Annotated in this window: 10 protein-coding genes; all 10 read left to right on the plus strand. The window is 49.6% G+C overall.

The genetic code is table 11. The features are described 5' to 3' along the window. The first annotated feature begins 9 nt into the window (after positions 1-9). The 10 genes from NSQ91_RS04050 to NSQ91_RS04095 all read left to right on the plus strand — a co-directional run bounded on the left by NSQ91_RS04050 (position 10) and on the right by NSQ91_RS04095 (position 23,215). The gene (locus NSQ91_RS04050; protein ID WP_340916513.1) at positions 10-4,368 is read left to right on the plus strand and encodes an S-layer homology domain-containing protein; all 4,359 of its coding nucleotides are present in this window, start codon (positions 10-12) and stop codon (positions 4,366-4,368) included. Between the two features lie 878 nt (positions 4,369-5,246). Beyond that, positions 5,247-5,447 carry a hypothetical protein gene (locus tag NSQ91_RS04055; RefSeq protein ID WP_340916515.1) on the plus strand — a complete coding sequence of 67 codons (201 nt, stop codon included), beginning with the start codon at positions 5,247-5,249 and terminating at the stop codon, positions 5,445-5,447. A gap of 88 nt (positions 5,448-5,535) precedes the next feature. Then, positions 5,536-10,590: an endo-beta-N-acetylglucosaminidase gene (locus tag NSQ91_RS04060; RefSeq protein WP_081391941.1), complete on the plus strand. Its 5,055-nt coding sequence runs from the start codon at positions 5,536-5,538 to the stop codon at positions 10,588-10,590. A 178-nt stretch (positions 10,591-10,768) separates the two neighbouring features. Further along, on the plus strand, positions 10,769-12,592 hold the full coding sequence (locus tag NSQ91_RS04065) for a cache domain-containing sensor histidine kinase (protein ID WP_076208103.1): 1,824 nt from the start codon (positions 10,769-10,771) through the stop codon (positions 12,590-12,592). Beyond that, positions 12,585-14,105, plus strand: coding sequence for a response regulator transcription factor (locus tag NSQ91_RS04070; RefSeq protein WP_076105357.1), 1,521 nt, complete (start codon positions 12,585-12,587; stop codon positions 14,103-14,105). Before NSQ91_RS04065 ends, NSQ91_RS04070 begins: the two co-directional genes overlap by 8 nt. A 175-nt stretch (positions 14,106-14,280) precedes the next feature. Then, positions 14,281-15,783 carry an ABC transporter substrate-binding protein gene (locus tag NSQ91_RS04075; protein WP_076130103.1) on the plus strand — a complete coding sequence of 501 codons (1,503 nt, stop codon included), beginning with the start codon at positions 14,281-14,283 and terminating at the stop codon, positions 15,781-15,783. 124 nt (positions 15,784-15,907) lie between these two features. Further along, positions 15,908-16,813: an ABC transporter permease gene (locus NSQ91_RS04080; RefSeq protein ID WP_282579979.1), complete on the plus strand. Its 906-nt coding sequence runs from the start codon at positions 15,908-15,910 to the stop codon at positions 16,811-16,813. A gap of 24 nt (positions 16,814-16,837) precedes the next feature. Beyond that, positions 16,838-17,761, plus strand: a complete 924-nt coding sequence (locus NSQ91_RS04085; protein ID WP_036684927.1) for a carbohydrate ABC transporter permease — start codon at positions 16,838-16,840, stop codon at positions 17,759-17,761. After that, complete coding sequence (locus NSQ91_RS04090) at positions 17,758-20,052, plus strand: glycoside hydrolase family 3 N-terminal domain-containing protein (RefSeq protein WP_076305201.1); 2,295 nt, start codon at positions 17,758-17,760, stop codon at positions 20,050-20,052. Before NSQ91_RS04085 ends, NSQ91_RS04090 begins: the two co-directional genes overlap by 4 nt. A gap of 4 nt (positions 20,053-20,056) precedes the next feature. Then, positions 20,057-23,215, plus strand: a complete 3,159-nt coding sequence (locus NSQ91_RS04095; protein ID WP_076305202.1) for an alpha-mannosidase — start codon at positions 20,057-20,059, stop codon at positions 23,213-23,215. Positions 23,216-23,234 lie beyond the last annotated feature (19 nt).

Below are 23,234 nucleotides of genomic sequence, written 5' to 3' on the forward strand. Positions count from 1 at the left end.
AGACTGATTATGAACAGGTTATTAAAACAAGCAGTATCCATGACACTAGCCTTCGTTATGGTACTGGGACTTACATTTACAGGAATGCCAGCTTTTGCAGAAGACAGCAATGAGGATGCTGGATTACTGCAATTACAAACGCTAGAGCCAATAACACTACTGGCGGGCAATTCTACATGGAAATATCTAGATAACGGAACGGATCAAGGTTCGGTATGGCGGTCTGTTTACGATGATTCTACATGGGCATCAGGCCAAGCGCCGCTTGGTTATAAAGATTCTGGGGCCGGAGTCAGCAGCAAGCAATTTGGTGCTCTGAATACAAATATAAGCTACGGCACGGATAAAAAGAAGAAATATCGTACTTCCTATTTCCGGACAAATGTAACTGTGAATAAGGAAGAAATTACGAAATCGGATAAAGTATTAGGTAATTTTGCATTTGATGACGGAGTAGTGCTGTATCTGAATGGTGCAGAAATCTACCGCGAGGCTATGCCAGCTGGTGAAATCGACTATCAGACACTTAGTACAACTAATGGCAGTGATCCAAATGAGTATACAAAGGTTGACCTAACGGAAATCGTAAAAGCCAATCTGAAGGATGGAAGTAATGAGCTTTCAGCTGAAGTTCACCAGACGGGCGACACTAGCTCTGACCTTTATTGGGATATGAGCCTGATTGCTTATCCTGTAGTGGAGACAGTAGAACCTGGAGTTGGGAAGCCTGATTCTATCGCAATTACTTTTAATGGCAACCCGCAGACTAGTATGGGATTCAACTGGTATGCACCTGAAAGTGTGACTGGCACCAAACTGGAAGTAGTAGAAGCTTCTAAATTGGAGAATGGCCAGTTTCCTGCGGCAGGCGCTCAATCTTATGAAGGGACATCCGTTACAACTAGTGTGTATATGACAAAAGCGGATAAATCAGCTAAAAAACCAGTTGTGCTAACCAGCCATAAGGTAATAGCGGATCATCTGCAGCCGGGAACGGAATATGCTTACCGTGCTGGGGATGGACAAGCTGATAACTGGAGCGACGTAGGAACTTTTAAGACAGAAGGCTCCAGTAATCAGGCTTATAAATTCTTATATACAACGGATTCCCAAGGAACAACTGAAGAAGATTTTGATATCTGGAATCATACCCTTCAAGAAGGATTAGCTAAATTCCCGGAAAGTGAGTTTATCCTGAATTCTGGTGATTTGGTGGATAACGGTGATATTGAGGAGCAATGGGGATGGTTTTTCAATAAGCCTAAGGATATTTTAGCGAATATTCCGTTGGTTCCTTTGGTAGGCAACCATGAAAGTAAAAATTATAGCAATTATAGCTCTCATTTTAATTTGCCGAACGTATCGAATACAGGTGCGAAACCTGATGGTTCTGTATATTCTTTTGACTACGGTTCAGCACACTTTATGGTAATTAATACAGAATATTATGGTGCAAGCTCGAATCTTGAGAATAACGAAATTTACAATAAACAAGTGGAGTGGCTTCGTAGCGAAGCGGCAAAAAGCAATCAGAAATGGAAGGTTGTGCTTCTGCATAAATCTCCTTATTCCGTTGCCAATCACACCAATGATACAGATGTACTTTTTTACAGAGCGCAATTAACGAAGGTATTTGACGAGCTTGGCATTGACATGGTAATTGGCGGGCATGACCACACCTTTGCTAGAAGCTATCAGATGTACAACAACAAGCCATTGACGGATATTGTTCCGGACTCAAACGGAGTAGTAACTGATCCTAAGGGTACTTTATACCTGATTACAAATGCAGCGGGCAACAAGAAATACAACGTAGCTTCAGGAACATTCCCGTTTGCAGCTAAATACGGACAGCCTGGTAAGGAAATGTTCACGGGGATGACGGTAACGAATGATGAGCTTTCTTACGAAGCCTACACCACAACAACTGGTGGTTCTACAGACTTGTATGATAACTACAGCATTCATAAATCGGAAGTAGCAGTTAAACCTGTGCAAAATGCAAAGGCTACTGCAGCAGATGGTGGTAAAATAACGTTGACTTGGGATGCGCCAGCTTCCGGTGCACCAGTGTCTGGATATCGTATTTATGAGCAAAATGATCTGGTATCGGCAAATTGGACGGTCAGTGTTCCTAATGAAGAAGGTAAAGCTTCTTATACTTACACTGTAGAAAATACTAATCCAAACCAAACCTATCAATTTGTTATCAAAGCTGTAAGTGAAAGAACAAATTCAGAAGCTGCTATCGCTTCAACGGATTCGATTAAAAAAGTTACAGTTACCTTTAATGGCGACCCAGTGAGTGCAAAAGGCTTCACTTGGTACACAGCGTTGAAGTCTACTGGAAACGATCTGCAGGTTGTAGAAAATACGGGCGTTACTCCAGACTTTGCTAAGGCTTCTGAGTTTACAGGACGTTCGGCGGTTTCCAGAAATTCAAAGGACGAATTAGTTCATAAAGCGGAAGCTTCGGGCCTGAAAGCTGATACAAAATACTACTTCCGTGTAGGTGATAAAGCACTAGGTCTGTGGAGTGCAGTGGGAACTTTTGAAACTGCCGCTAAGACAGGAGCATTTACTTTCATCGATTTGGCTGATACACAGGCTAAGACCGAAGATGAAGCGATTCTTTCCGGTGAAACGATGGCAAAAGCACTTACGACGTTCCCGAATGCTGAGTTTGTGGCGATTAACGGAGATATCGTGGATACCGGAACTAATGAATCCCAATGGAATTGGCTGCTTGGTCATTCGCAAGATACCCTGCTTAACACGACCATCGTGCCAGTGGCAGGGAATCATGAGGATAAGGCAAATGCCTTTTATGAGCACTACAATATTAAGGAAGCACCGGGCTCTGCAACAGAAACAGGAGCTTATTATTCCTATGATTACAGCAATGCTCACTTTGTAGTCCTGAATACAAATGAGAATTCCGATGAATTTGCTAACTTCAGCCAAGCACAGTTGGATTGGATGAAGGCTGACGTAAAAGCAGCGAAAGCTGCTGGAGCGAAATGGATTATCGTAGCTATGCATAAAGGTCCGTACACAACCTCTAACCACGCTACTGACAAAGACATTATGGGTACAAATGGAGAAAGAGCGAAGGTTGCTCCAATGATGGCTGAACTGGGCATTGACTTGGTTCTTCAAGGGCACGACCATATTTATGCCCGGACCAAGCCAATTAAAGCTGATGGAACTGCGGCAGACACAGTGAAGATCAAGGAAAGCTTCAATGGTCAAACTGTAGAGTACACAGTAAATCCAGATGGAACGATCTATCTGATCCCAGCTACAGCGGGAGCGAAGGTTTACTACAAGAACATGAAACCAGAATTGGGAGATGCGTATTATAATCTCTTTGAAGTAGCAAATGAGAATACAGCTGCTAAATACGGGCCGGACCCAAGTGATGCTACGCGCCCCAAACGCGGTCAAGTTCAGACCTTTGTAGGTATTACTGTAGATGCTGGCAAATTAACAGCTGTATCTTATGAGATCGATCAGAATATTAATGATGCTAAACCATATGTTCTGGAAGAGTTCGGTATTATTAAGGAAGCAGATCCTGAAGTAAACCCAACACCAGAACCTACAACAACGCCGACAACAGCGCCAACGACAGCACCAACAACGGAACCTACAACGGAACCTACAACGGCGCCAACAACGGCACCAACAACGGAACCAACAACAGGATCATCAACAGGACCAGTGACAACAACAAAACCAACAGCAACACCAACGCCAACAGTAGCACCAACAGCTACACCAGCACCAACAACGGTGCCTACACCAACTGCAACACCAGTAGTCAAACCATCATTGACGGATACTGGCAGCCATTGGGCAGCAGCGGCTATTGAGAAAGCAGTAGCAGGGGGCTTCGTTAGCGGTTATCCGGATAATACTTTCCGTCCTAATCAGAAAGTAAATCGGGTTGAATTTATCACTATGCTGGCTCGTGCCCTGCAATTGCCGGACAGTGGTAGCACTTCAAGCTTTAAAGATTCAGCGAAGATTCCGGCATGGGCCAAGTCCTTTGTAGCTCAGGCAGTAGCTTTGCAAATTATCAGCGGCTATGATGATGGTACCTTCCGTCCTACGCAGGAGCTTACTCGCACTGAATTAGCAGTTATGGTTGTTAGGGCTCTGGGTATTACAGTAGATCCAAAAGCGACCTTAACCTTCAATGATGCTAAGGATGTACCCGCATGGGCAGTACCATATATTGCGGCAGCAGCAGAAGCGGGCATTGTGAATGGCATAGGACAAAATCGTTTCGCACCTAACCAGGTAGCGTCCCGGGCCGAAGCAGTAACAATCATTCTGAACTTGCTGGAGAAGCAAGGAAAGTAACTAAATCGGATGGTTTGAAAAAAGATTGCCTCAAGGTCATCGTTGATGACGGAGAGGCAATCTTTTTTTTCGTAGCTGGGTAGTGTGAGGGAGGAAGCGATACGGTGGTGTGGCGGAAAAGAGAGGCAAAAGTGCCTCAGAAATGAGCGAATGCAGCGGATTGGCGTGAAAGAGAGGCAAAAGTGCCTCTGATTGTGAATACGGCGGATGGGCGTGAAAGAGAGGCAAAAGTGCCTTTGATTGGAGTGAATACGGCGGATGGGTGTGAAAGAGAGGCAAAAGTGCCTCTGATTTGAGCGAATACGGCGGATTGGCGTGAAAGAGAGGCAAAAGTGCCTCTGATTGGAGTGAATGAGGCGGAGTGGCGGAGATGAGAGGCAAAAGTGCCTCTGATTGGAGTGAATACGGCGGATGGGCGTGAAAGAGAGGCAAAAGAGCCTCTGATTGGAGTGAATACGGCGGATGGGTGTGAAAGAGAGGCAAAAGAGTCTCTGATTTGAGCGAATACGGCGGATTGGCGTGAAAGAGAGGCAAAAGTGCCTCAGAAATGAGCGAATCCGGCGATTGGCGGACATGAGAGGCAAAAGAGCCTCTGATTGGAGTGAATATGGCGGATGGGCGTGAAAGAGAGGCAAAAGTGCCTCAGAAATGAGCGAATGCGGTGGATTGGCGTGAAAGAGAGGCAAAAGAGACCACGCTCCTTCATCCTCTTTATATTTTCAACCAACATATGTTTAACGACCCACTCATTGCCAGGATATCGAGCCCTGATAGCACGATAATCTTTAATTTATCCAGCATATCTTTAATTTTGCGGCTATTTGTAAGGAAAGATCTGGGTTAGATTAGGGTGGACTAATCAAAGTAAGGCAGGAGGGGTGCCGACAAAATTGAATGCGCTTGCACGATCGGGGTTGAATACAGAATGTGCTTGCACGAATGTGGTTGGATACAGAATCTGTAGGCAGAAGAGAGTAGAAGTAGAAGAAGAAGAAGAAGAAGAACAAGAACAAGAAGTAGAAGTAGAATTAGAAGTAGAAGAGGGTAGGAGCAGCAGAGGGACGGGACAACAGAAGTAATCTACTTGCTGTTCGGCGACATAGTGAGACACATTACGCTTCATGGATGAGAGTAACCGAAACAACTACAGGACGAGGAGAGTGGAAAATGAACCTTCACACCGGTAAAAAGGCGCGTCGTAAGCTGACATCAGCTGTTCTGGCGGCAGCTTTGCTAGTTTCAGGACTTCCCCTAACGGCTTACGCCGGCGATACGTGGCCTTTTACAGGAGACAGTGCGCCGGGTGCCAATCAGCCTAATGTACATGGATATACGAGCAGCCATATTGCGAACTGGAGTCCGGCAACCGATCCGGATGCAGAGCTGTTGAGATCGCGGGTACCGCTGCAGAAGCGGAATGCCCCATTTGCTGCAACCCAAGCTAACCCAGCGCTTAGCGCAGATACACAGATGATCAACGTTTCTGGCGATTACGGGAATGCTTTTATTGAGAACGCGCCGTATACGAACAAGTTTGCGCAGTATCATTTTAACTTTTGGCAATATATCGATTACTACTCCTACTGGCATGGTACAGCGACTGCGTATACCCCGCCGGAATATTATGATGAATTGGCCCAGAAGGACTGGCAGCAAAAATGGTTCGAATTCGGCATGCTGAACATCCCGAACCCTACCTACACCGATGCAGCGCATAAGAACGGCGTGTTGTCATTGGCAGGAATCTTTTTTTCCAATAATGACCGTGGACAGCAGACGTACAAACAAATGATAGTTAAAGATGAGAATGGTAATTTTCCGGTGGCGGATAAACTGATCGAGATGGCCGGGTATTTCGGGTTTGACGGTTATTTTGTAAATCAGGAAGAGATGAATCCGAATGTAGCGACCCAGGATATCCCCGATTACATCGCGTTTATGAAGGTGCTGCAAGAGGGCGGCCTGTATGTACAGTGGTACGACTCGTTGAACACCAATACCGGTGCTAATACGTTCGCCCGGACGATTAATGATACCAATATCTCCTTTTTAGTGGATAAAAGCACCAAGGAACCCGTCTCCAATTCGTTTTTCTTCGACTACGGGGCTGGCAATACACAGATTACCAACGCGGCTAGTTACTTAAGCAATCTGAATGCCAGTCTGGGAACAAGCTACAACTTGTTTGAAGTTGGTTTTGCAGGGCTGGAAGCAGGCCGTGACCGGTTCAAGTCCGTTAACGGAACAGCGTTGATGAACAAGCTGGATAGCAATGGCTTGCCGCGGCTCAGCTTGGCTACACTCGGTGCGGACTTTGTTCATGCCGGTCTGGATGAGGACATGAACCTGTCTTACCCGGTCTCGCACAGATCCGAAAATGACTACCAATGGATGACAAAACTGCGTGAGCAGCTATGGTGGTCAGGCCCGAACGTGGACCCTAAGAATACGGTCAAATCGGCAACCAATACCGTTTCCGATGTTTATGCCGACAACCGTTACTGGCCGGGAATCTCGTCCGTCATTGCGGAGCGTTCGGTGATTAAGGACAAGAACTTTTACACCAATTTTAACACTGGACAGGGCTTGTCCTATTCCGTGAACGGTGAAGTATCGAACCCGGATGAGTGGTCTAATATGAGCCTGCAGGATATCCCAGTGACTTGGCAGTGGTGGCAGGATACTGCTGGCAATAAGCTTACTGTAGATTTTGATTATGGACCGGAGTACAACCTTGCGGGTACAAACCGTTACAACTATGAGCAGATCGGTGCGTATAACGGTGGCAGTTCACTGGTGGTGAACGGCAATCTGAATGCGAAGAACTTCTTGCGTCTGTACAAAACAGAGCTGGGGGTCAATGGCAACTCCAAGCTGTCGATCAGCTTCAACAAGCCATCTGCCACAGATGCTTCGGCGATGGCAGTAGGACTCATCCTGGCTGATGATCCGAATACCGTCGTAGAGGTCGCTGTTCCAAACAGTGGTCAGCACTCGGACGGTTGGTTGACAAAGGAGCTGGACCTCAGTGCATACGCGGGTCATAATATTGCAGCCCTTGGACTGGTCTTCGATCCCGGGCAAGGAACAGCGTCCACCTACCAGATGAACGTCGGACAGCTGCGCGTCTATGACGGGTCTGCCGTAAAGCCCGCAGCTCCTGCGGAATTAGCAGTTGCGGAAGCTTTTACAGATACAGGTGAGATGGTTGTGAAGTGGAAGCTAGATCCCGATTACACTAAGATCAAGCAATATAATGTGTACGTGAATGATGTATTTATGGGCGGCAAATACGATGAGGTGTTCTACCTGAAGCATCTCCCGGTGAAATCCGGAACCCTTAAAGTGGTTGCAGTGGGTGCGGATGGAGTGGAGGGTGAAGCGGCAACGCTGGCTTTTGATCTGGATGCGGCGGTTTCCGGAGTGAAGGTGGATTCAAGTCCGGACGGGGAGTTGACTGTGAACTGGACGAACTCCGCCCAAGCTTCCGGTGACATTACCGTTCGAGTGCAGTCTTTGAATTGGATTACGACATCCGAACCGGTGTCACAGCAAGTGGTTGTCCCGGCAGGTGCAAGCACTGCGCTGTTCACGGGGATGCCGGTAAACGGCGATGATTACATTGTCACCGTTACCGCAGGCAACACCGATCCAGTCTCGGTCAGCGGCCAGTTCATCGACACGGTCGCGGAACCTTACGCGGAAGAATGGTCCTGGACGGACGGTAAGCTGAATCTGCCGATGCCGAATACCAGAGACTGGCGGTATATGTATGTGTATGAGGATGGGAATGCAAAATCTTTTGCCACAACGTATAGCTCTGGCAATAAGCCGATGATTATCCGTGGACGGACAACTAAGGCGAGCTTAAGCTTCACCTCGTCGGCAAAAGTTGTGCATGTGGTGATGGAGGATTATGCAGGCAACCGCTCCAAACCTGTCTATCTGAAAGGAAGCTATCCCGTTCTCTTTGATGCTAATGGGGGTGAGCCAGCAAATACTGTGGCCGAGGCTGTGTATGGCACTTTGCTGATGGAGCCTACAGGCATTGCCAGAGAGGGTTATGACCTGGAAGGCTGGTATGTTGGAGAAGGAGAAGGTGCGCGAAGATGGAATTTTGCCGAAGATCTAATAACCGGTGAACTGAACTTGCAGGCGAAGTGGGCCTTGCAAGCTCCAAAGGTGCAGATCGTAGGGGAAGGCTCCTTCCGTGAAAATACGTCCGCGACACTAACGGCAGTTGCCACTGGCGCAGGGCAGCTGACTTATGCCTGGTATGCGGACACAGGCAGCGGTTATGGAGATGCGTTGGGAGTGTCCGCCTCCTATACTATCCCTGCTTTGACTACCGGGATGGATGGCAATAAGTACAAGGTCATCGTCACCAATGAATCTGGTGACAGCAGTGAAGCAGAGTACACAATTAACTTAACTCCGGCTGAAGCACCATGGGAAGCGCCTGATTTCATAACCGATCTTCCGTCTGCACTTGATGTCATTACTGGTGAAGAAGTGAAGCTGTTCGTACAGATCCGCGGGGATGTGGAATCGGTTCGCTGGGAGACGAAGGCAGCAACCGCAGAGGAATGGACTGTGGCGGAGAGCGTGACTTCGGCGGTATACGCATTTACTGCTTCTGAAACAGACAGCGGTACGCAGTTCCGTGTGGTTCTGACTGGAAAAGAGGGAACGGAGCCTTCAACAAGAACCGGTAATGAACTTACGGTGACAGTACATCCGGCACCCGATGCGCCAATTATCACCTCTAATAGTGTAGATAAGAATCCGGCAGTTGTAGGTGATAAGGTGTCTTTTGCCGTAGTAGCTTCTGCAGTTTATGGCGAGTTAAGCTACCAATGGTTGAAAGACGGGCAGGCCATTGAAGGTGCTGTGGAGCGTAATTATACGATTCCTTCTGCAAAAGAAACAGACAGCGGCGAGTACACGGCCGTAGTCACCAACACCAAAATACTGAATGGCCACCCTTATACGGCTGTTCAAAAGAGCGGAATTATTAATTTCAAGGTCCACAATACTCCTGTATCTACACCGCAGCCGACATCGGCTCCAGGGACAGGTACGGGAACTGGTGGAACGACTCCGGCAGCGACAGCAACGCCGCTTCCAAGTCCTACTAGCACAACTTTGACAGTTCCAGCAAGTGCACTCAGTACATCTACTGAGAACGGCAAAGTGACGGTAAAGGTGCCGGCAGGCGTTACAGCTATCGAGCTGCCTGTAAATGCAGGTGAGTTGCTAGGGATCCGTCAACTTGAATTGTCCGCTTCGGGAACCACACTTGGTATTGCGCCGGAATTGCTGGTGCAATTGAAGGCTCTGCTTAATGAAGCCCAAGCTTCAGGCAGCAAGATTCAGGTGAAGCTCAGCCCGGAGACTTTGAACATGAGCACACTGAAAGCAGAGCGTGGGGTGGTCTTGCGGGGTACGGGTATGACGTTTGATCTGAGCGTCATCGCGGGGAATGGCACATCTAGCCGTCTTCCAAGCTTCAGCAAACCAGTAACCTTACAATGGAGTGCAACAAATACGGATTATAATACTAATTTGCTTGGTTTATATGCTATTGCTGAAGGGGGTTCGCTTACCTATCTCGGCGGAGTGTATGCGAATGGCTTCCTGCAAGGGGAGTTTAGTGGAACAGGCAGGCTGGCTGTGCTGGAGTACAATAAATCCTTCGCTGATGTTCCGTCTACTCACTGGGCTGCGGACACTATCCGCCAGCTGGCGGCTAAACATCTGGTACAAGGCACTTCCGAAAATGGATTTGAACCCGCCCGCAGGATTACAAGAGCGGAATTTGTGAAGCTGCTGGCTGGCGTGCTGGGACTGCAAGATCAGGCGGAATTGAAATTTAGTGATGTGCCTTCTGGTGTCTGGTATGAGCAGGACCTGGCGCGTCTGGTCCGGGCAGGTATTGTAGGCGGACGCACTGCTGAGCAGTTCGATCCGAGTGCGAACATCAGCCGCCAGGAGATTGTCACTATGCTAATGCGTGCCTATGTACTGGAGCATGGAGCGCTTCAGTCATCAGCCCCGACAACATTCACCGATTCCGGTGAGGTAGCAGCCTGGGCGGCAGACAGCGTGAATGCTGCTTCATCACTGGGTCTGGTGAATGGCCGCACGGACGGGAAGTTTGTTCCCGGTGGCTTGGCGACCCGTGCCGAGGCTGCGCAGTTCATCTTGAATTACATCCGGTAGATTATATTGCCTCACCACGGTCTGCCCAAGGAGCCCTTTGCTCCATGGGCAGACTGTCTTTGCTTGGCGGAGGATTGCAAGCTTTTACCAGCCACAGGCAGGAAGCACCTCATGCTATACTTTATTCATAATGACAAGCAGCGAAGCTTAGTCTTCCCCCTGCTGTAGGAGGTTGCTGATGTTTCCGGGGAAATTGTACAGAAAGTATCTGAAGAATAATCTGTTTATGAAAATCATCCTGCTCTTCTCAGTCATTGCCGTGGTCACCATTATCACCTTCTCCTACCTGATGTTCTTGCTCATGTCTCAGGCTGTAGTGCAGCGGCAGATGGAGATTCAGAAACGTACCGTGGAGAGCATCAACAGCTATATTGAGCAGAAATATGACTCTGTACAGTCTATGATGCGGGACGTGTACCGGGACACGGAGCTGACTGCTAATACGTCGTATTTGCTGGAGCATCCGTATGAAGATTACGTGAGGTACCGGCTGGACCGCTATTTCAACGAAAGTAATGCTACGACGGATACCGTGCAGTTTTTTCGCAATCAAGTTGAAGATGATCCTGATATCCGCAGTTTAATGCTCTACAGTGCAGCTGAACAGCAGCTGTATGTCTATAATGACCAAGGCAAATTTCAGATTATTTCCACTAATGCAGCCCACTCTTTCGTACCGGATGCGCTGTATCTGGAGGAGGAAGGCAGTGTCACCGCTCCAAACACTTGGGTCAGTCAGGCGATCTCATCTCCGGAGGGGCCGATGTTTACGGTTCGTACCCCGGTCAATAACAAGATATCACTTCGCAACATTGGTCAGCTTCTAGTCTATTTTGATGCCAGCGAGGTCTGGGGGAGTATGGGCAATTATAAGGATGACTTCAAGGGAAAGATTCTGGTGCTGGCAGCGGATGGGGATGTGTTATTTGATACCTCGGGCACCTATTATGGAAAGCGCTATCCTTATCCCGAGCAGATGAATTCTGCCTATACAGATGGTGAAGAAGTCGGCGGGATGATCATTACTAAGCAGACTCACACCCAAGGCGGATTTACTGTGTTGAGTGCTGTACCTAAGCAGGAATTAGCCGCCACTTATAGGGGATTGCGGAACATGATCTTCATTATCTGCTTGATCTGCCTGTTGTTTGCGATTATTACACCCACTTTATTTATCAATAATTTTGCCAGACGGACTCATAAAATTATCAAGTTCACCCGCAAAGTGAAAAACGGTGACCTGGATGCCCGGATTACCGATGTCAGAGAAGACGAGCTGGGGCAGATCTCCAAGAGCTTCAACGATATGCTGGATGAGCTGAATCTTCATATAGACCGTGTGTTCAAGGCTGAAATCAAGCAAAAACATACCGAAATCGCCGCGCTTGAAGCCAGGGTAAACCCACACTTTCTCTACAATACCTTGGAGGTGATCCGGATGAGAGCAATCTCTCAAGGAGCTTCAGATGTCGGGGAGATGATCTACAGCTTGTCGGTGTTGTTCAAAAGCTATGTTCACCAGAAACCCAAGCATACGATGAAGGATGAACTAGAGGCCTGCCGTTTATATCTGGAGCTGTTCCGCATCCGTTATAAGGATAAATTCTCTTATACAATGGAATGCGGGAAAGAGCTTACCGGAAGAGTTGTACTCAAAATGTCGCTGCAGCCTATCATTGAAAACTACATTCTACATGGGATGCGCGTGGACAAGAATGATAATCACATCAGTGTGGCTGTGGCCAAGGATGGCCAATATTTGCGTGCGGTAGTTACAGACAATGGGCGGGGGATTGCGCCGGACAGATTGGTCCAGCTCAAAGAAGGTCTTTTGCAGCCAGATGAACAATCGGAATCATTCGGCCTGCGCAGTATTCATGAACGTTTGAAGCTGCTTTATGGCAGTGAGTATGGCATTGAATTACAAAGCGAAGCGGGTACCGGCACAACCGTGACTGTGTATTTTCCCGATCTGGGAGAGGATGATCCAAACCATGTATAAAATTTTCATTGTGGACGACGAGCCTTTTATTATCGAAGGATTATATGACATTGTGGATTGGGCAGCACTGGGGATGGAGATTGTCGGCCACGCCGAGAACGGACAGGAAGCGCTGGAGTCGTTGCGGTTTGTTCCAGCGGATATTCTGATTACGGATATTTCCATGCCGCTGATGAACGGGCTGGATCTGATCCGGGCCGTACGGGAGATTCAGCCGGAGATCAAAGTTGTTATCCTCAGCGGCTATGATGAGTTCGGTTATCTTAAGGAAGGAATGGCGCTCGGCATTGAAAATTATCTGCTCAAGCCTATTAATTTGCAAGAGTTCCGGGCAACATTAGTGACTGCCGCCGAGAAGCTGGGTGTCTCCCGTCAAGAGAGTCAATTCAATGCGCATAGTATTTCCATTCTGCGCGATAATGTGATGTACCGCTGGCTGCGGTGCCAGATTGGGCCGAAGGAATTCAGTGAACGGACTGATTTTCTGGGACTTAGACTAGATAAGCCGCTAGTGCAAGTAGCCCTGCTTCGCCCTGAACAGGACGCTGCCGAGCTATTTCAGGCGGTGGAAGAGGTTGTAGGCGGTAACCCGTCTTTGATTGCATTCCGGGATATGGATGGAGATACCGTGCTGCTGCATCTGCTTAGTGAGTATCAGCAGGGTAAAGAAGCGGTGGAAAGGCTTCATGCGCAGCTGCTGTTATCCCTAACTGGCGGTCCGCCAATGCGTCTGTCCGTAGGAACAGTGGAGGAGATGGAGGAGGCGGCGGCTCAGAGTTATGCCCATGCAAAGATGACTCAGGAATATTTCATGCTGTTTCCAGAGCGGAATTTGCTGCATTATGAGGAAGTTCAGGACAGGCATGAGGTTGCCGTCCAAGGCATGCCGCTGAATTGGGAAGATGATCTCAAGCTGATTATGGCGAAGGATAAGGAAGCGCTGCTGGTGCGGATCCAGGATCATTTTGAGCAGCTGCGGCGGATGGAGGGGATTACACCCGTGCTGCTGCAAGGCATTGCCATGGAATGGTTGATCCGCTTCAAGATGCAGCTGCAGGAGATTCGTCATGTGGAAGAACCGGAGCTTTTCGCAGACGGTTTTGGCCTCATTCGCTCTACAGTTTCCATAAATGAACTGACTCAGATTATTCAGGAAGCCGCTACCATTACGGTAGACGCCTTAGTTCGGGACGTAAAGAGTCCAGTCGTGCAGCAGGTGCTGAATTATATCCATGAGTCCTACAATGAAGATGTGTCACTGAAGACCCTCGGTGCCCAATACCATATTCACCCGGTGTATTTGGGACAGCTGTTCCATAAAGAGGTGAATGAGTCATTCACCGAATATATCAATAAATACCGGATTGAGAAGGCGAAGGAGCTGCTGCGGAATACCTCACTTAAAGTTCATGAAATCGCTCTCAAAGTAGGCTATTGGGAGACCGGCTATTTTTACAAACAGTTTAAGAAGCATGTCGGGATATCTCCTACGGAGTACAAAGGGCTTGTCTAGCGGACCCCCGCTGCAAGCTTTTTCTTTATTTTCTACATGATTTATTTAGTTTAGCTTCTGTTTGAAAATGCTTTCATAAATTACAGTAAAGATAGTCCTTGAAGGAGAAAGCTGCTGGTTTAATTCCGGATTAGGCCAGCGATCTTGAGGTAAACAAAGGGGAGGTTATACAGGAATGGGCAACAACAAAAGAAAAAGGTTTTCCCTGTTACTGACATCACTTATGGCATTCTCGCTTGCGCTCAGCGCATGTGGCGGCGATTCAAACAACGCGGCAACTAACAGTTCAGGAGCGGGCGGCGACGGTGCATCATCCGAGAAACCGGTCGAACTGATCTGGTACACGATCGGCGGACCGCAGAAGGATCTGGACCGTGTCGTGGAAGAAGTCAATAAGTACACTAAAGAGAAGATAAATGTCACCCTGAAGATGAATATGATTGATTTTGGCGATTATACACAAAAAATGCAGGTTAAAGTAGCCGCTGGTGAACCCATGGACATTCTCTTTACATGCTCCTGGGCGTTCGATTATGTGCAAAATGCCCGCAAAGGCGCTTTTATGGAATTGGACAGCCTGCTTAATGAATATGGAAAAGGCATCGTGGACACGATTGATCCGGCGTTCCTGGAAGGCTCCAAGGTAGATGGACATAATTATGCCGTACCTGCCAACAAAGAGCTTCCGGCGCAAGAAGTTTGGCGCTTCAATAAAGAGCTGCTCGACAAATATAACCTCGACATTTCCGGGGTGAACACAATGGAAAGCATTGAACCACTGCTGAAGACGATCAAAGAGAATGAACCGGGCATCACGCCTTACGCTATGGTGAAGGATTTCATGCCAGTACTGCCGTTCGATTACATCATTGAAAAGATGCCAATGGCTGTTTATATGGACACAAAGGATTACAAGATCGTGAACATTCTGGAAACACCTGAACTCAAAAGCACTCTTGAAACCGTTCGCAAATATTACAAGGCAGGTTATATCTCGCCGGAAGTAGCAACTACAACTTCGGTGGATGATCTCTATAAATCTTCGAACTGGTTCATGGATCGTGCGGCTACCCAGCCGATGGCGGACAATCTGTGGTCGGCAAGCTACGGCTATCCTGTAGTTTCCACGCCAGCTGGCAAACCTTACATTTACAACTGGTCCGTTATGGGTTCGATGCAAGCCATCTCGGCTAACTCCGCATATCCGGAGAAAGCGATGGAGTTCCTGAACCTGCTCAACACCGATCCGGTGCTGCGCAACATGATTGACTCCGGAATCGAAGGCGTGCACTACGAGAAGACCGGTGAGAATTCTATGAAGAACCTGGATGAATCCAAGAACTATGACATGCCAACCTTCTCGCTGGGCAATATCATGATCAACTATTTGAACGAGGGTGACCCTGAGAACAAATGGGAAGAGTTCAAAAAGTTTAATGAATCCGGTGTGAATGCACCACTGCTTGGTTTTAACTTCGACACTTCCAAGGTGACCACTGAAATCGCTGCGGTTCAGAACGTAAAAGAAGAATACTGGTCACCACTGATGACTGGAACCGTTGATCCTGACGAGTATCTACCGAAAGCTATTGAGAAATTCAAGGCAGCCGGTTTGGACAAAATTATCGCTGAAGCGCAATCGCAAATTGATGCCTGGAAAGCGTCCAACAACAAGTAAAACATCAACGTAAGAGAAGATCGGGGCAGGGGCGTGGCCTCTGGACCCGGTCTTTTTTTGAAATATAAGGACATACAGGAGGGATCTAAGTGTGAAGACAATCAGCGGATTTATAAAAAATATTATGAATAACAAGATTATGCTGCTCATGGTTTTACCAGGTGCGCTTTGGTTTCTCTTTTTCTCTTACCTGCCGATGATAGGGACGATTATTGCATTCAAAGAATACCGCTTTAGCCGCGACGGCTTCTGGGCGAGTATTATCAACAGCAAATGGGTGGGGTTAGACAACTTCAAGTTTTTGTTCACCACCAATGACGCGTACATTATTACCCGCAACACCTTGCTCTACAATGGAGCATTTATCCTGCTTGGCTTGATCTTGTCGGTTCTGATGGCGATTGTGCTGTCCGAGATTGTGAACAAGAAGCTGGCCAAAGTGTATCAGACCGGCATGTTCCTGCCCTACTTCCTGTCATGGGTCGTTGTCGGCTATTTTGCATTTAGTTTCCTGAGCTCCGAACGCGGGATGCTGAACCAGATCATGGGCTTTTTTGGCGCAGAGTCAATTCAGTGGTATTCGGAAAAAGCCTACTGGCCGTTCATCCTGATCCTAGTCTATCTGTGGAAAGCAGTTGGTTACAACAGCGTAGTTTATCTCGCAGCTATTATGGGGATCGACAAGTCGCTGTATGAAGCGGCGATGATCGACGGAGCTAGTAAGTTCCAACAGATTCGTAATATTACACTGCCGTTGCTGAGTCCAATTATCACGATCATGACCCTGCTGGCCATCGGTAAAATCTTCTACGCCGACTTCGGTCTCTTTTACCAGGTGCCTCGTAATTCCGGTACGCTCTACAGTGTCACGAATGTTATTGATACCTATGTCTATCAAGGCCTCAAAACAACGGGTGAGATTGGTATGAGCACTGCCGCAGGTCTGTATCAATCGGTTGTCGGCTTTACGCTAGTGATGACCTCTAACTATATTGTCCGCAAATACAACAAGGATAGCGCTTTGTTCTAGAACCTCATGAAAGGAGTGGGCCATATGTCTTCCATTACTAAGACTAAAAAAGAACGTGATTTCCACCATCTCTCGACGCCCTGGAATATCACTTTTAATCTGATAGCCGGCATCTTTGCGTTTCTGTGCGTGTTTCCGTTTCTGTTCGTCGTGATCATCTCCTTCACCGATGAGGTGGCGCTGGCGCGGGATGGCTATAAGCTGATTCCGGCAAAATGGAGTCTCGGCGCATACCGTTATGTGTTTGAATCCGGAGATATGCTGCTGCGTTCTTATGGTGTGACGATTTTTGTAACGGTGATAGGGACGATTATCAGCCTTTTGTTTATCGCTTTTTATGCGTATGCCATTTCCCGGAAAAGCTTCCGTTACCGCAATTTTTTCTCGTTCTTCGCGTTTTTTACCATGCTGTTCAACGGTGGACTTGTGCCGACTTATATTATCGTTACGCAGTTTCTAAGCCTGAAGGATACGATCTGGGCGCTGATTTTGCCGCTGGCGGTGAATGCTTTTTACATTATGATTCTGCGCACCTTCTACAGCACGAGTGTGCCTGATGCCATTATCGAATCCGGCAAAATCGACGGGGCGGGCGAGTTCCGTATCTTCCTGAAATTGGTGTTGCCTTTATCACTGCCCGGTCTGGCTACGATTGCTTTGTTCAGCACCCTCGGCTATTGGAATGACTGGTTCAATGCGCTGCTGTACATCGACAACCCGAATTTAGTCCCGCTGCAATCGATGCTGATGCGGATCGAGACCAGTATGCAGTTTATTTTGCAGAACTCCCAGAACAGTTCGCTCAGTCTGGAAGCTCTTCGCTCCATGCCGCAGGATACATCGCGGATGGCGATGGTCGTGCTGGCGACAGGACCGATTATTTTTGCCTATCCGTTCTTCCAGCGTTATTTCATTCAAGGTCTTACCGTAGGGGCTGTTAAGGAATGAGTTATACAAACCCGAATTTACCTGCTGAAGAACGGGCGGAGCATCTGCTCGGACTGATGACTTTGGAAGAGAAGGCCGGTCAGCTGATTCAGCCTTTTGGCTGGCAGGCCTATGAACATAGAGACGGTAAGATGACCTTGACAGAAAGCTTCAAGGAGAAGGTTGCCGGGGGCGGCGTTGGTTCGCTTTACGGGATGTTGCGCGCTGACCCGTGGACCGGTGTGACGCTGGCTACTGGCCTGTCTCCGCGTGAAGGTGCGGAAGCGGTGAATACGCTCCAGCGGTATGTGCTGGAGCATTCGCGGCTGGGCATTCCGGTATTGATCGGCGAGGAATGCTCGCATGGCCACATGGCGATCGGGGCCACCGTATTCCCGGTGCCCCTGTCGCTCGGCAGCTCCTGGAATGTAGAGCTGTATCGTGAGGTCTGCCGCGCCGTAGCGCTGGAGACACGCAGTCAGGGCGGCGCGGTTACGTATTCGCCGGTGCTGGATGTGGTGCGCGATCCCCGCTGGGGCCGCACCGAGGAGTGCTTCGGCGAGGACGCTTACCTGATCAGCGAGATGGCGGTTGCGGCTGTTGAAGGTCTGCAGGGGGAATCCTTGCAGAGCGGCGGCAGCGTGGGGGCTACGCTGAAGCATTTTGTGGGATACGGCAGCTCAGAAGGCGGCCGGAATGCCGGGCCTGTGCACATGGGCTGGCGTGAACTGCTGGAAGTGGATCTGCTGCCCTTCAAAAAAGCGGTCGAAGCGGGTGCAGTCTCCATTATGCCTGCTTATAACGAAATAGACGGCGTGCCTTGCACGACAAATACAGAGCTACTAGAGGATATACTCCGCGAAGCTTGGGGATTTGAGGGTCTAATCATTACCGACTGCGGAGCTATAGAGATGCTGGCCTCTGGCCATGATGTGGCTGAAGATGGCATGGATGCAGCAGTGCAGTCACTGGAAGCCGGCATCGACATGGAGATGTCCGGGGAGATGTATGGCAAATACCTGGTGGATGCCGTTCGTGAAGACAAGCTGGACCCGGCACTGCTGGATCGGGCGGTCCGCCGTGTGCTGACGCTCAAGTTCAGGCTAGGCCTGTTCGAGCAACCATTCGCTGATCCCGATGCGGCTGAACGCGTCATCGGCAGCAAAGCGCATCAAGAGCTGGCCCGGCAAGTGGCGGGCGAGAGCATCATCCTGCTGAAAAATGAAGCAGGTGTGCTGCCATTGTCCAAGACCGCCGGCACGATCGCCGTCATTGGCCCTAACGCCGATGCCGGGTATAACCAGCTCGGCGATTATACCTCACCGCAGCCTCCGGCTAAGGTAGCGACCGTGCTCAGCGGCATCCGCAGCAAGCTGGCTGCAGAGCCGGAGCGGGTGCTCTATGCACCGGGCTGCCGGATCAAAGGCGATTCGCGCGAAGGTTTTGAAGCCGCGCTCGCTTGTGCAGAGCAGGCCGATACCGTTGTTATGGTCGTCGGCGGCTCCAGTGCACGCGATTTCGGGGAAGGCAGTATTGATCTTAAGACAGGCGCGTCCAAGGTGACGGAGAATGCCTGGAATGATATGGACTGCGGCGAAGGCATTGACCGGGTGTCATTGACCCTGTCGGGAGTGCAGCTGGAACTGATCCAGCAGGTTCATCAGCTCGGCAAACCTGTGATCGTTGTTTATATTAACGGCCGTCCGGTGAGTGAGCCTTGGATTGACGAGCATGTACATGCCATTCTGGAAGCCTGGTATCCAGGCCAAGAAGGCGGGCACGCTGTTGCGGATATCCTGTTCGGCGATGTGAACCCGTCCGGGAAGCTGACTGTATCCGTGCCGAAGCATGTGGGCCAGCTCCCGGTCTATTACAACGGCAAACGTTCCCGTGGCAGAAGATATCTTGAGGCCGATTCCCAGCCTCAATATCCGTTCGGCTTCGGGCTTAGCTACACTGAATTTACGTACTCCGGGTTGAAGGTGGAGCCGGAAGTAATTGCGGGTGGGGAGACGGCTATAGTTTCCGTGGACGTTCAGAATACAGGAGACCGTGAGGGCGCAGAGGTGGTGCAACTGTACATTTCCGATGTCGCCAGTAAGGTCACCCGTCCCGCCAGGGAATTGAAGGCTTTTGACAAAATTAAGTTGGCTCCGGGTGAGAAGCAAACCGTGTTGTTCACGGTAGGGCCGGAGCAATTGCAATATATCGGACCGGATTTAAGACCAGTTGTAGAGCCAGGAGCGTTTAAAGTGCTGGTGGGTAAGCATGTAAATGATACACTGAGCACCGATTTGACGGTGAGGGGGTAAAGAAATGGAACGCATTAAACGCTTCATCCGCGAGCTCTCCGAGCAGCAATGGCTAGAGGTGCAGGAATTGCGCGATTGGGAGATTCTGTCCTCGGTGTATCAATTGCCGGGACAGTATGACAAGCTGCAGCCTTATAAGGACGGCAGCAATTATGATCTGTTCCCGAGTGTGCAAGGAACGACCTATTTCTTCCGCCGTACTTTGGAGATTCCGGCTAACTGGCTGCCGGGCCACATCGGGTTGATTTTTGCTTCAGGTGGGGAAGGGCTGCTGCGGGTGAACGGTGAATCGCGGCAAGGACTCGACCGCAATCATACCTTTGTAACTCTGGCAGGTGATCCATCGGGCCGTCCGTTGGACCTGGAAATCGAACTCTTCGATCCGGTCCCCGAGCCGGTGGACCCATTAAATCAACAGGCGGTGATCCAGCCGCCGATTCGGATGATCCACAGCCAGCTGGTGCTGGTGAATAGACCTGTACAGAGTCTAATGTACACGGCAGTAGTGATTCGCGATTCGGCAATTCTGCTGCCTGAGCAGGACCAGCGCCGTAACCGGATGCTGGAAGCTTTGTATGTGGCAATGGATGAATTCGTTGGCCTTACCACGCAGGAGATCCGCGAGGGTGGTGAGATTACGCGAATCGAGCAGAAGCTGCGGGGCAGAGTCGGGGAGATCGGCGGTCATGCCGAAGGAACAATCCACATGGTGGGCCAGTCTCATATCGATATTGCCTGGCTGTGGCCTGCGCGCGAGACCGTGCGCAAGACGAGCCGGACATTCTCGACGGTGAATGCCCTGATGGACGAATATCCTGACTATCAATATGCGCAGAGCCAGCCGCTGCTGTTCGAATATTTGAAAGACAATGACCCGGTACTCTATGAGAAGGTCAAGGCACGCATCCGTGAAGGACGCTGGGAACTGGTCGGCGGGATGTGGATCGAACCGGATCTGAACATTCCGAGCGGAGAATCGCTAATGCGGCAAATGTTGTATGGCCAACGCTTTTATCTGGAAGAGTTCGGGCGCACCTCACAGATTGAGTGGCTGCCGGATACCTTCGGCTACTGTGCTTCTCTGCCGCAGATTCTGCAGCATGGTGGCATCAAATATTTTATGACCACCAAGCTGGGCTGGAATGACACTAATGTCTTCCCTTACGATCTGTTCCATTGGGTCGGCATTGACGGCACGCCGATGTTGTCTTACCTGAATCATGGGGTCAATGAGAATACGCTGCCCAAAGATGTGCATGAACACTATCAGTCCTTCCGCGAAAAAGATAAACATAATGAGCAGATGCTGCTCTATGGGCATGGTGACGGCGGCGGCGGGGTCACCCGCGAGATGCTGGAATATATCCAGCGTGCCGAGCTAATGGTCGGCCAGCCGGAGAGTAAATACAGTAATGCCGCGGATTTCTTCGCAGGCATTACACGCTGTCAGCCGCAGCTGCCGCAGTGGCGGGGCGATCTGTATCTGGAGCTGCACCGCGGCACCTACACTACGCACGGCCGCAACAAGCGGAACAACCGCAAGGCGGAAGTGTTGTACCGTGAAGCGGAGCTGTGGCAGACATTAGCTTCGCCGCAGCTGGACACGGAGCAACATGCCGTAGTTGCCGGGCAGCTGCATCAGGGCTGGAAGCTGATTTTGTTGAACCAGTTCCATGATATTATTCCGGGCTCGGCGATTACCGAAGCTTACGAGACCTCGGAGAAGGAATACGCAGAGGTATTTGAGCTTGGCCGTGATGCACTTCAGCCGGGGCTTGCGGCATTGGCCGGGAACATTAACACGACAGGCGAAGGTACACCTTACATTGTTTTTAATGGTTTGGGTTGGATGCGGGATGCCGTGGTCGAACTTGCCCTCAATGAAGAAGGAGTCGCTAGCGGAAACTTTGCGGTGTATGGCGAGGATAACGTACTGCTGGAAGCAGATGTCCTGACGGAGGAGACAGCAGTTTCTGGTGTCTCGGTTCTCGTTCCGGAGATTCCAGCCTTTGGTTACAAAACGATCTGGATTCGTGATCTGTCTCAGAACACATCCGTTGAAAATAATGCAGAATCTGCCGCTGCTGAACATAATCAAACAGCTGTAGGAGCTGTTCCCTTCGGCGACCGTTGGGAGACGGACTATTATCGTATTACCTTTAACGAGCGGGGAGAAATCACCAGTCTTTTTAATAAAAAAGGAAACCGGGAGATCGTAAAATCCGGTGAGCCGGCGAACCGCTTCCACTTTTTCCACGACCGTCCGACGCTTTGGGATGCCTGGGACATTGACAACCGTTATGAAGCCCAACCCGCCGGGGAGGCTGAACTTATAGAAAAGGGAGTGATCCGCACTGGTGCGGTGCAGGATATTTTGCGCTTCCGCTGGAAGCTGGGCCAATCCGAGATTACTCAGGATATGATTCTACATCACCATAATTCCCGGATTGATTTCCAGACGCATGTAAGCTGGAACGAAGCCCATAAGCTGCTTAAGGTAGGGTTTCCGATTGAAGTTGTCGCGGATAAGGCGACTTACGAGATTCCATTTGGTGCGCTGGAACGTCCGACCCACCGCAACACCAGCTGGGAGCAGGCGCAGTATGAGGTTTGCGGGCACCGTTTTGCCGATGTATCCGAACGTGGATATGGCGTCAGTCTGCTGAATGATTGCAAATACGGCTATGACATCCAAGGCAGTACCATTCGCTTGTCGCTCCTGCGCGCGCCGAAATGGCCGGATGTTACTGCGGATCTCGGCGAGCACGACTTCACCTATTCGCTATATCCGCACCGTGGGGATTGGCGGGAGGCTCATACTGTTCGTCGTGCAGCAGAGCTAAATCATGAGCTGTATACTTTTGCCGCTTCTTCAACACAGGGGCAGCTGCCACCAACAGGCTCATTTATTGGATTCTCCGGTGAGCATGTGGTGCTGGATACGATTAAGCCATCCGAGGACGGACAGGGGACTGTTCTCCGTTTCTACGAATCCTCGGGAGGCCGCGAGCGGGTCCAGCTCAAATGGCAGCATCCAGTTCAGAGCGTCTACCTGTCCAATGCTCTGGAAGAGCAGCTGGAACAGATCGAACACACGGCTGGCGGTGAATTGGAACTTCACTTTGCCCCTTACGAGATCAAAACAATCTACATCAGAAATTAAATAATCACATCACAGATGC

The organism is Paenibacillus sp. FSL R7-0048, from assembly GCF_038004505.1.
Lineage (GTDB): Bacteria > Bacillota > Bacilli > Paenibacillales > Paenibacillaceae > Paenibacillus_AQ > Paenibacillus_AQ odorifer.

Coding starts and splice junctions, on each gene's coding strand:
- NSQ91_RS04065 (WP_076208103.1), top strand. CDS start 10,769: ATGTTTCCGGGGAAATTGTACAGAAAGTATCTGAAGAATAATCTGTTT.
- NSQ91_RS04050 (WP_340916513.1), top strand. CDS start 10: ATGAACAGGTTATTAAAACAAGCAGTATCCATGACACTAGCCTTCGTT.
- NSQ91_RS04070 (WP_076105357.1), top strand. CDS start 12,585: ATGTATAAAATTTTCATTGTGGACGACGAGCCTTTTATTATCGAAGGA.
- NSQ91_RS04075 (WP_076130103.1), top strand. CDS start 14,281: ATGGGCAACAACAAAAGAAAAAGGTTTTCCCTGTTACTGACATCACTT.
- NSQ91_RS04090 (WP_076305201.1), top strand. CDS start 17,758: ATGAGTTATACAAACCCGAATTTACCTGCTGAAGAACGGGCGGAGCAT.
- NSQ91_RS04060 (WP_081391941.1), top strand. CDS start 5,536: ATGAACCTTCACACCGGTAAAAAGGCGCGTCGTAAGCTGACATCAGCT.
- NSQ91_RS04080 (WP_282579979.1), top strand. CDS start 15,908: ATGAATAACAAGATTATGCTGCTCATGGTTTTACCAGGTGCGCTTTGG.
- NSQ91_RS04085 (WP_036684927.1), top strand. CDS start 16,838: ATGTCTTCCATTACTAAGACTAAAAAAGAACGTGATTTCCACCATCTC.
- NSQ91_RS04095 (WP_076305202.1), top strand. CDS start 20,057: ATGGAACGCATTAAACGCTTCATCCGCGAGCTCTCCGAGCAGCAATGG.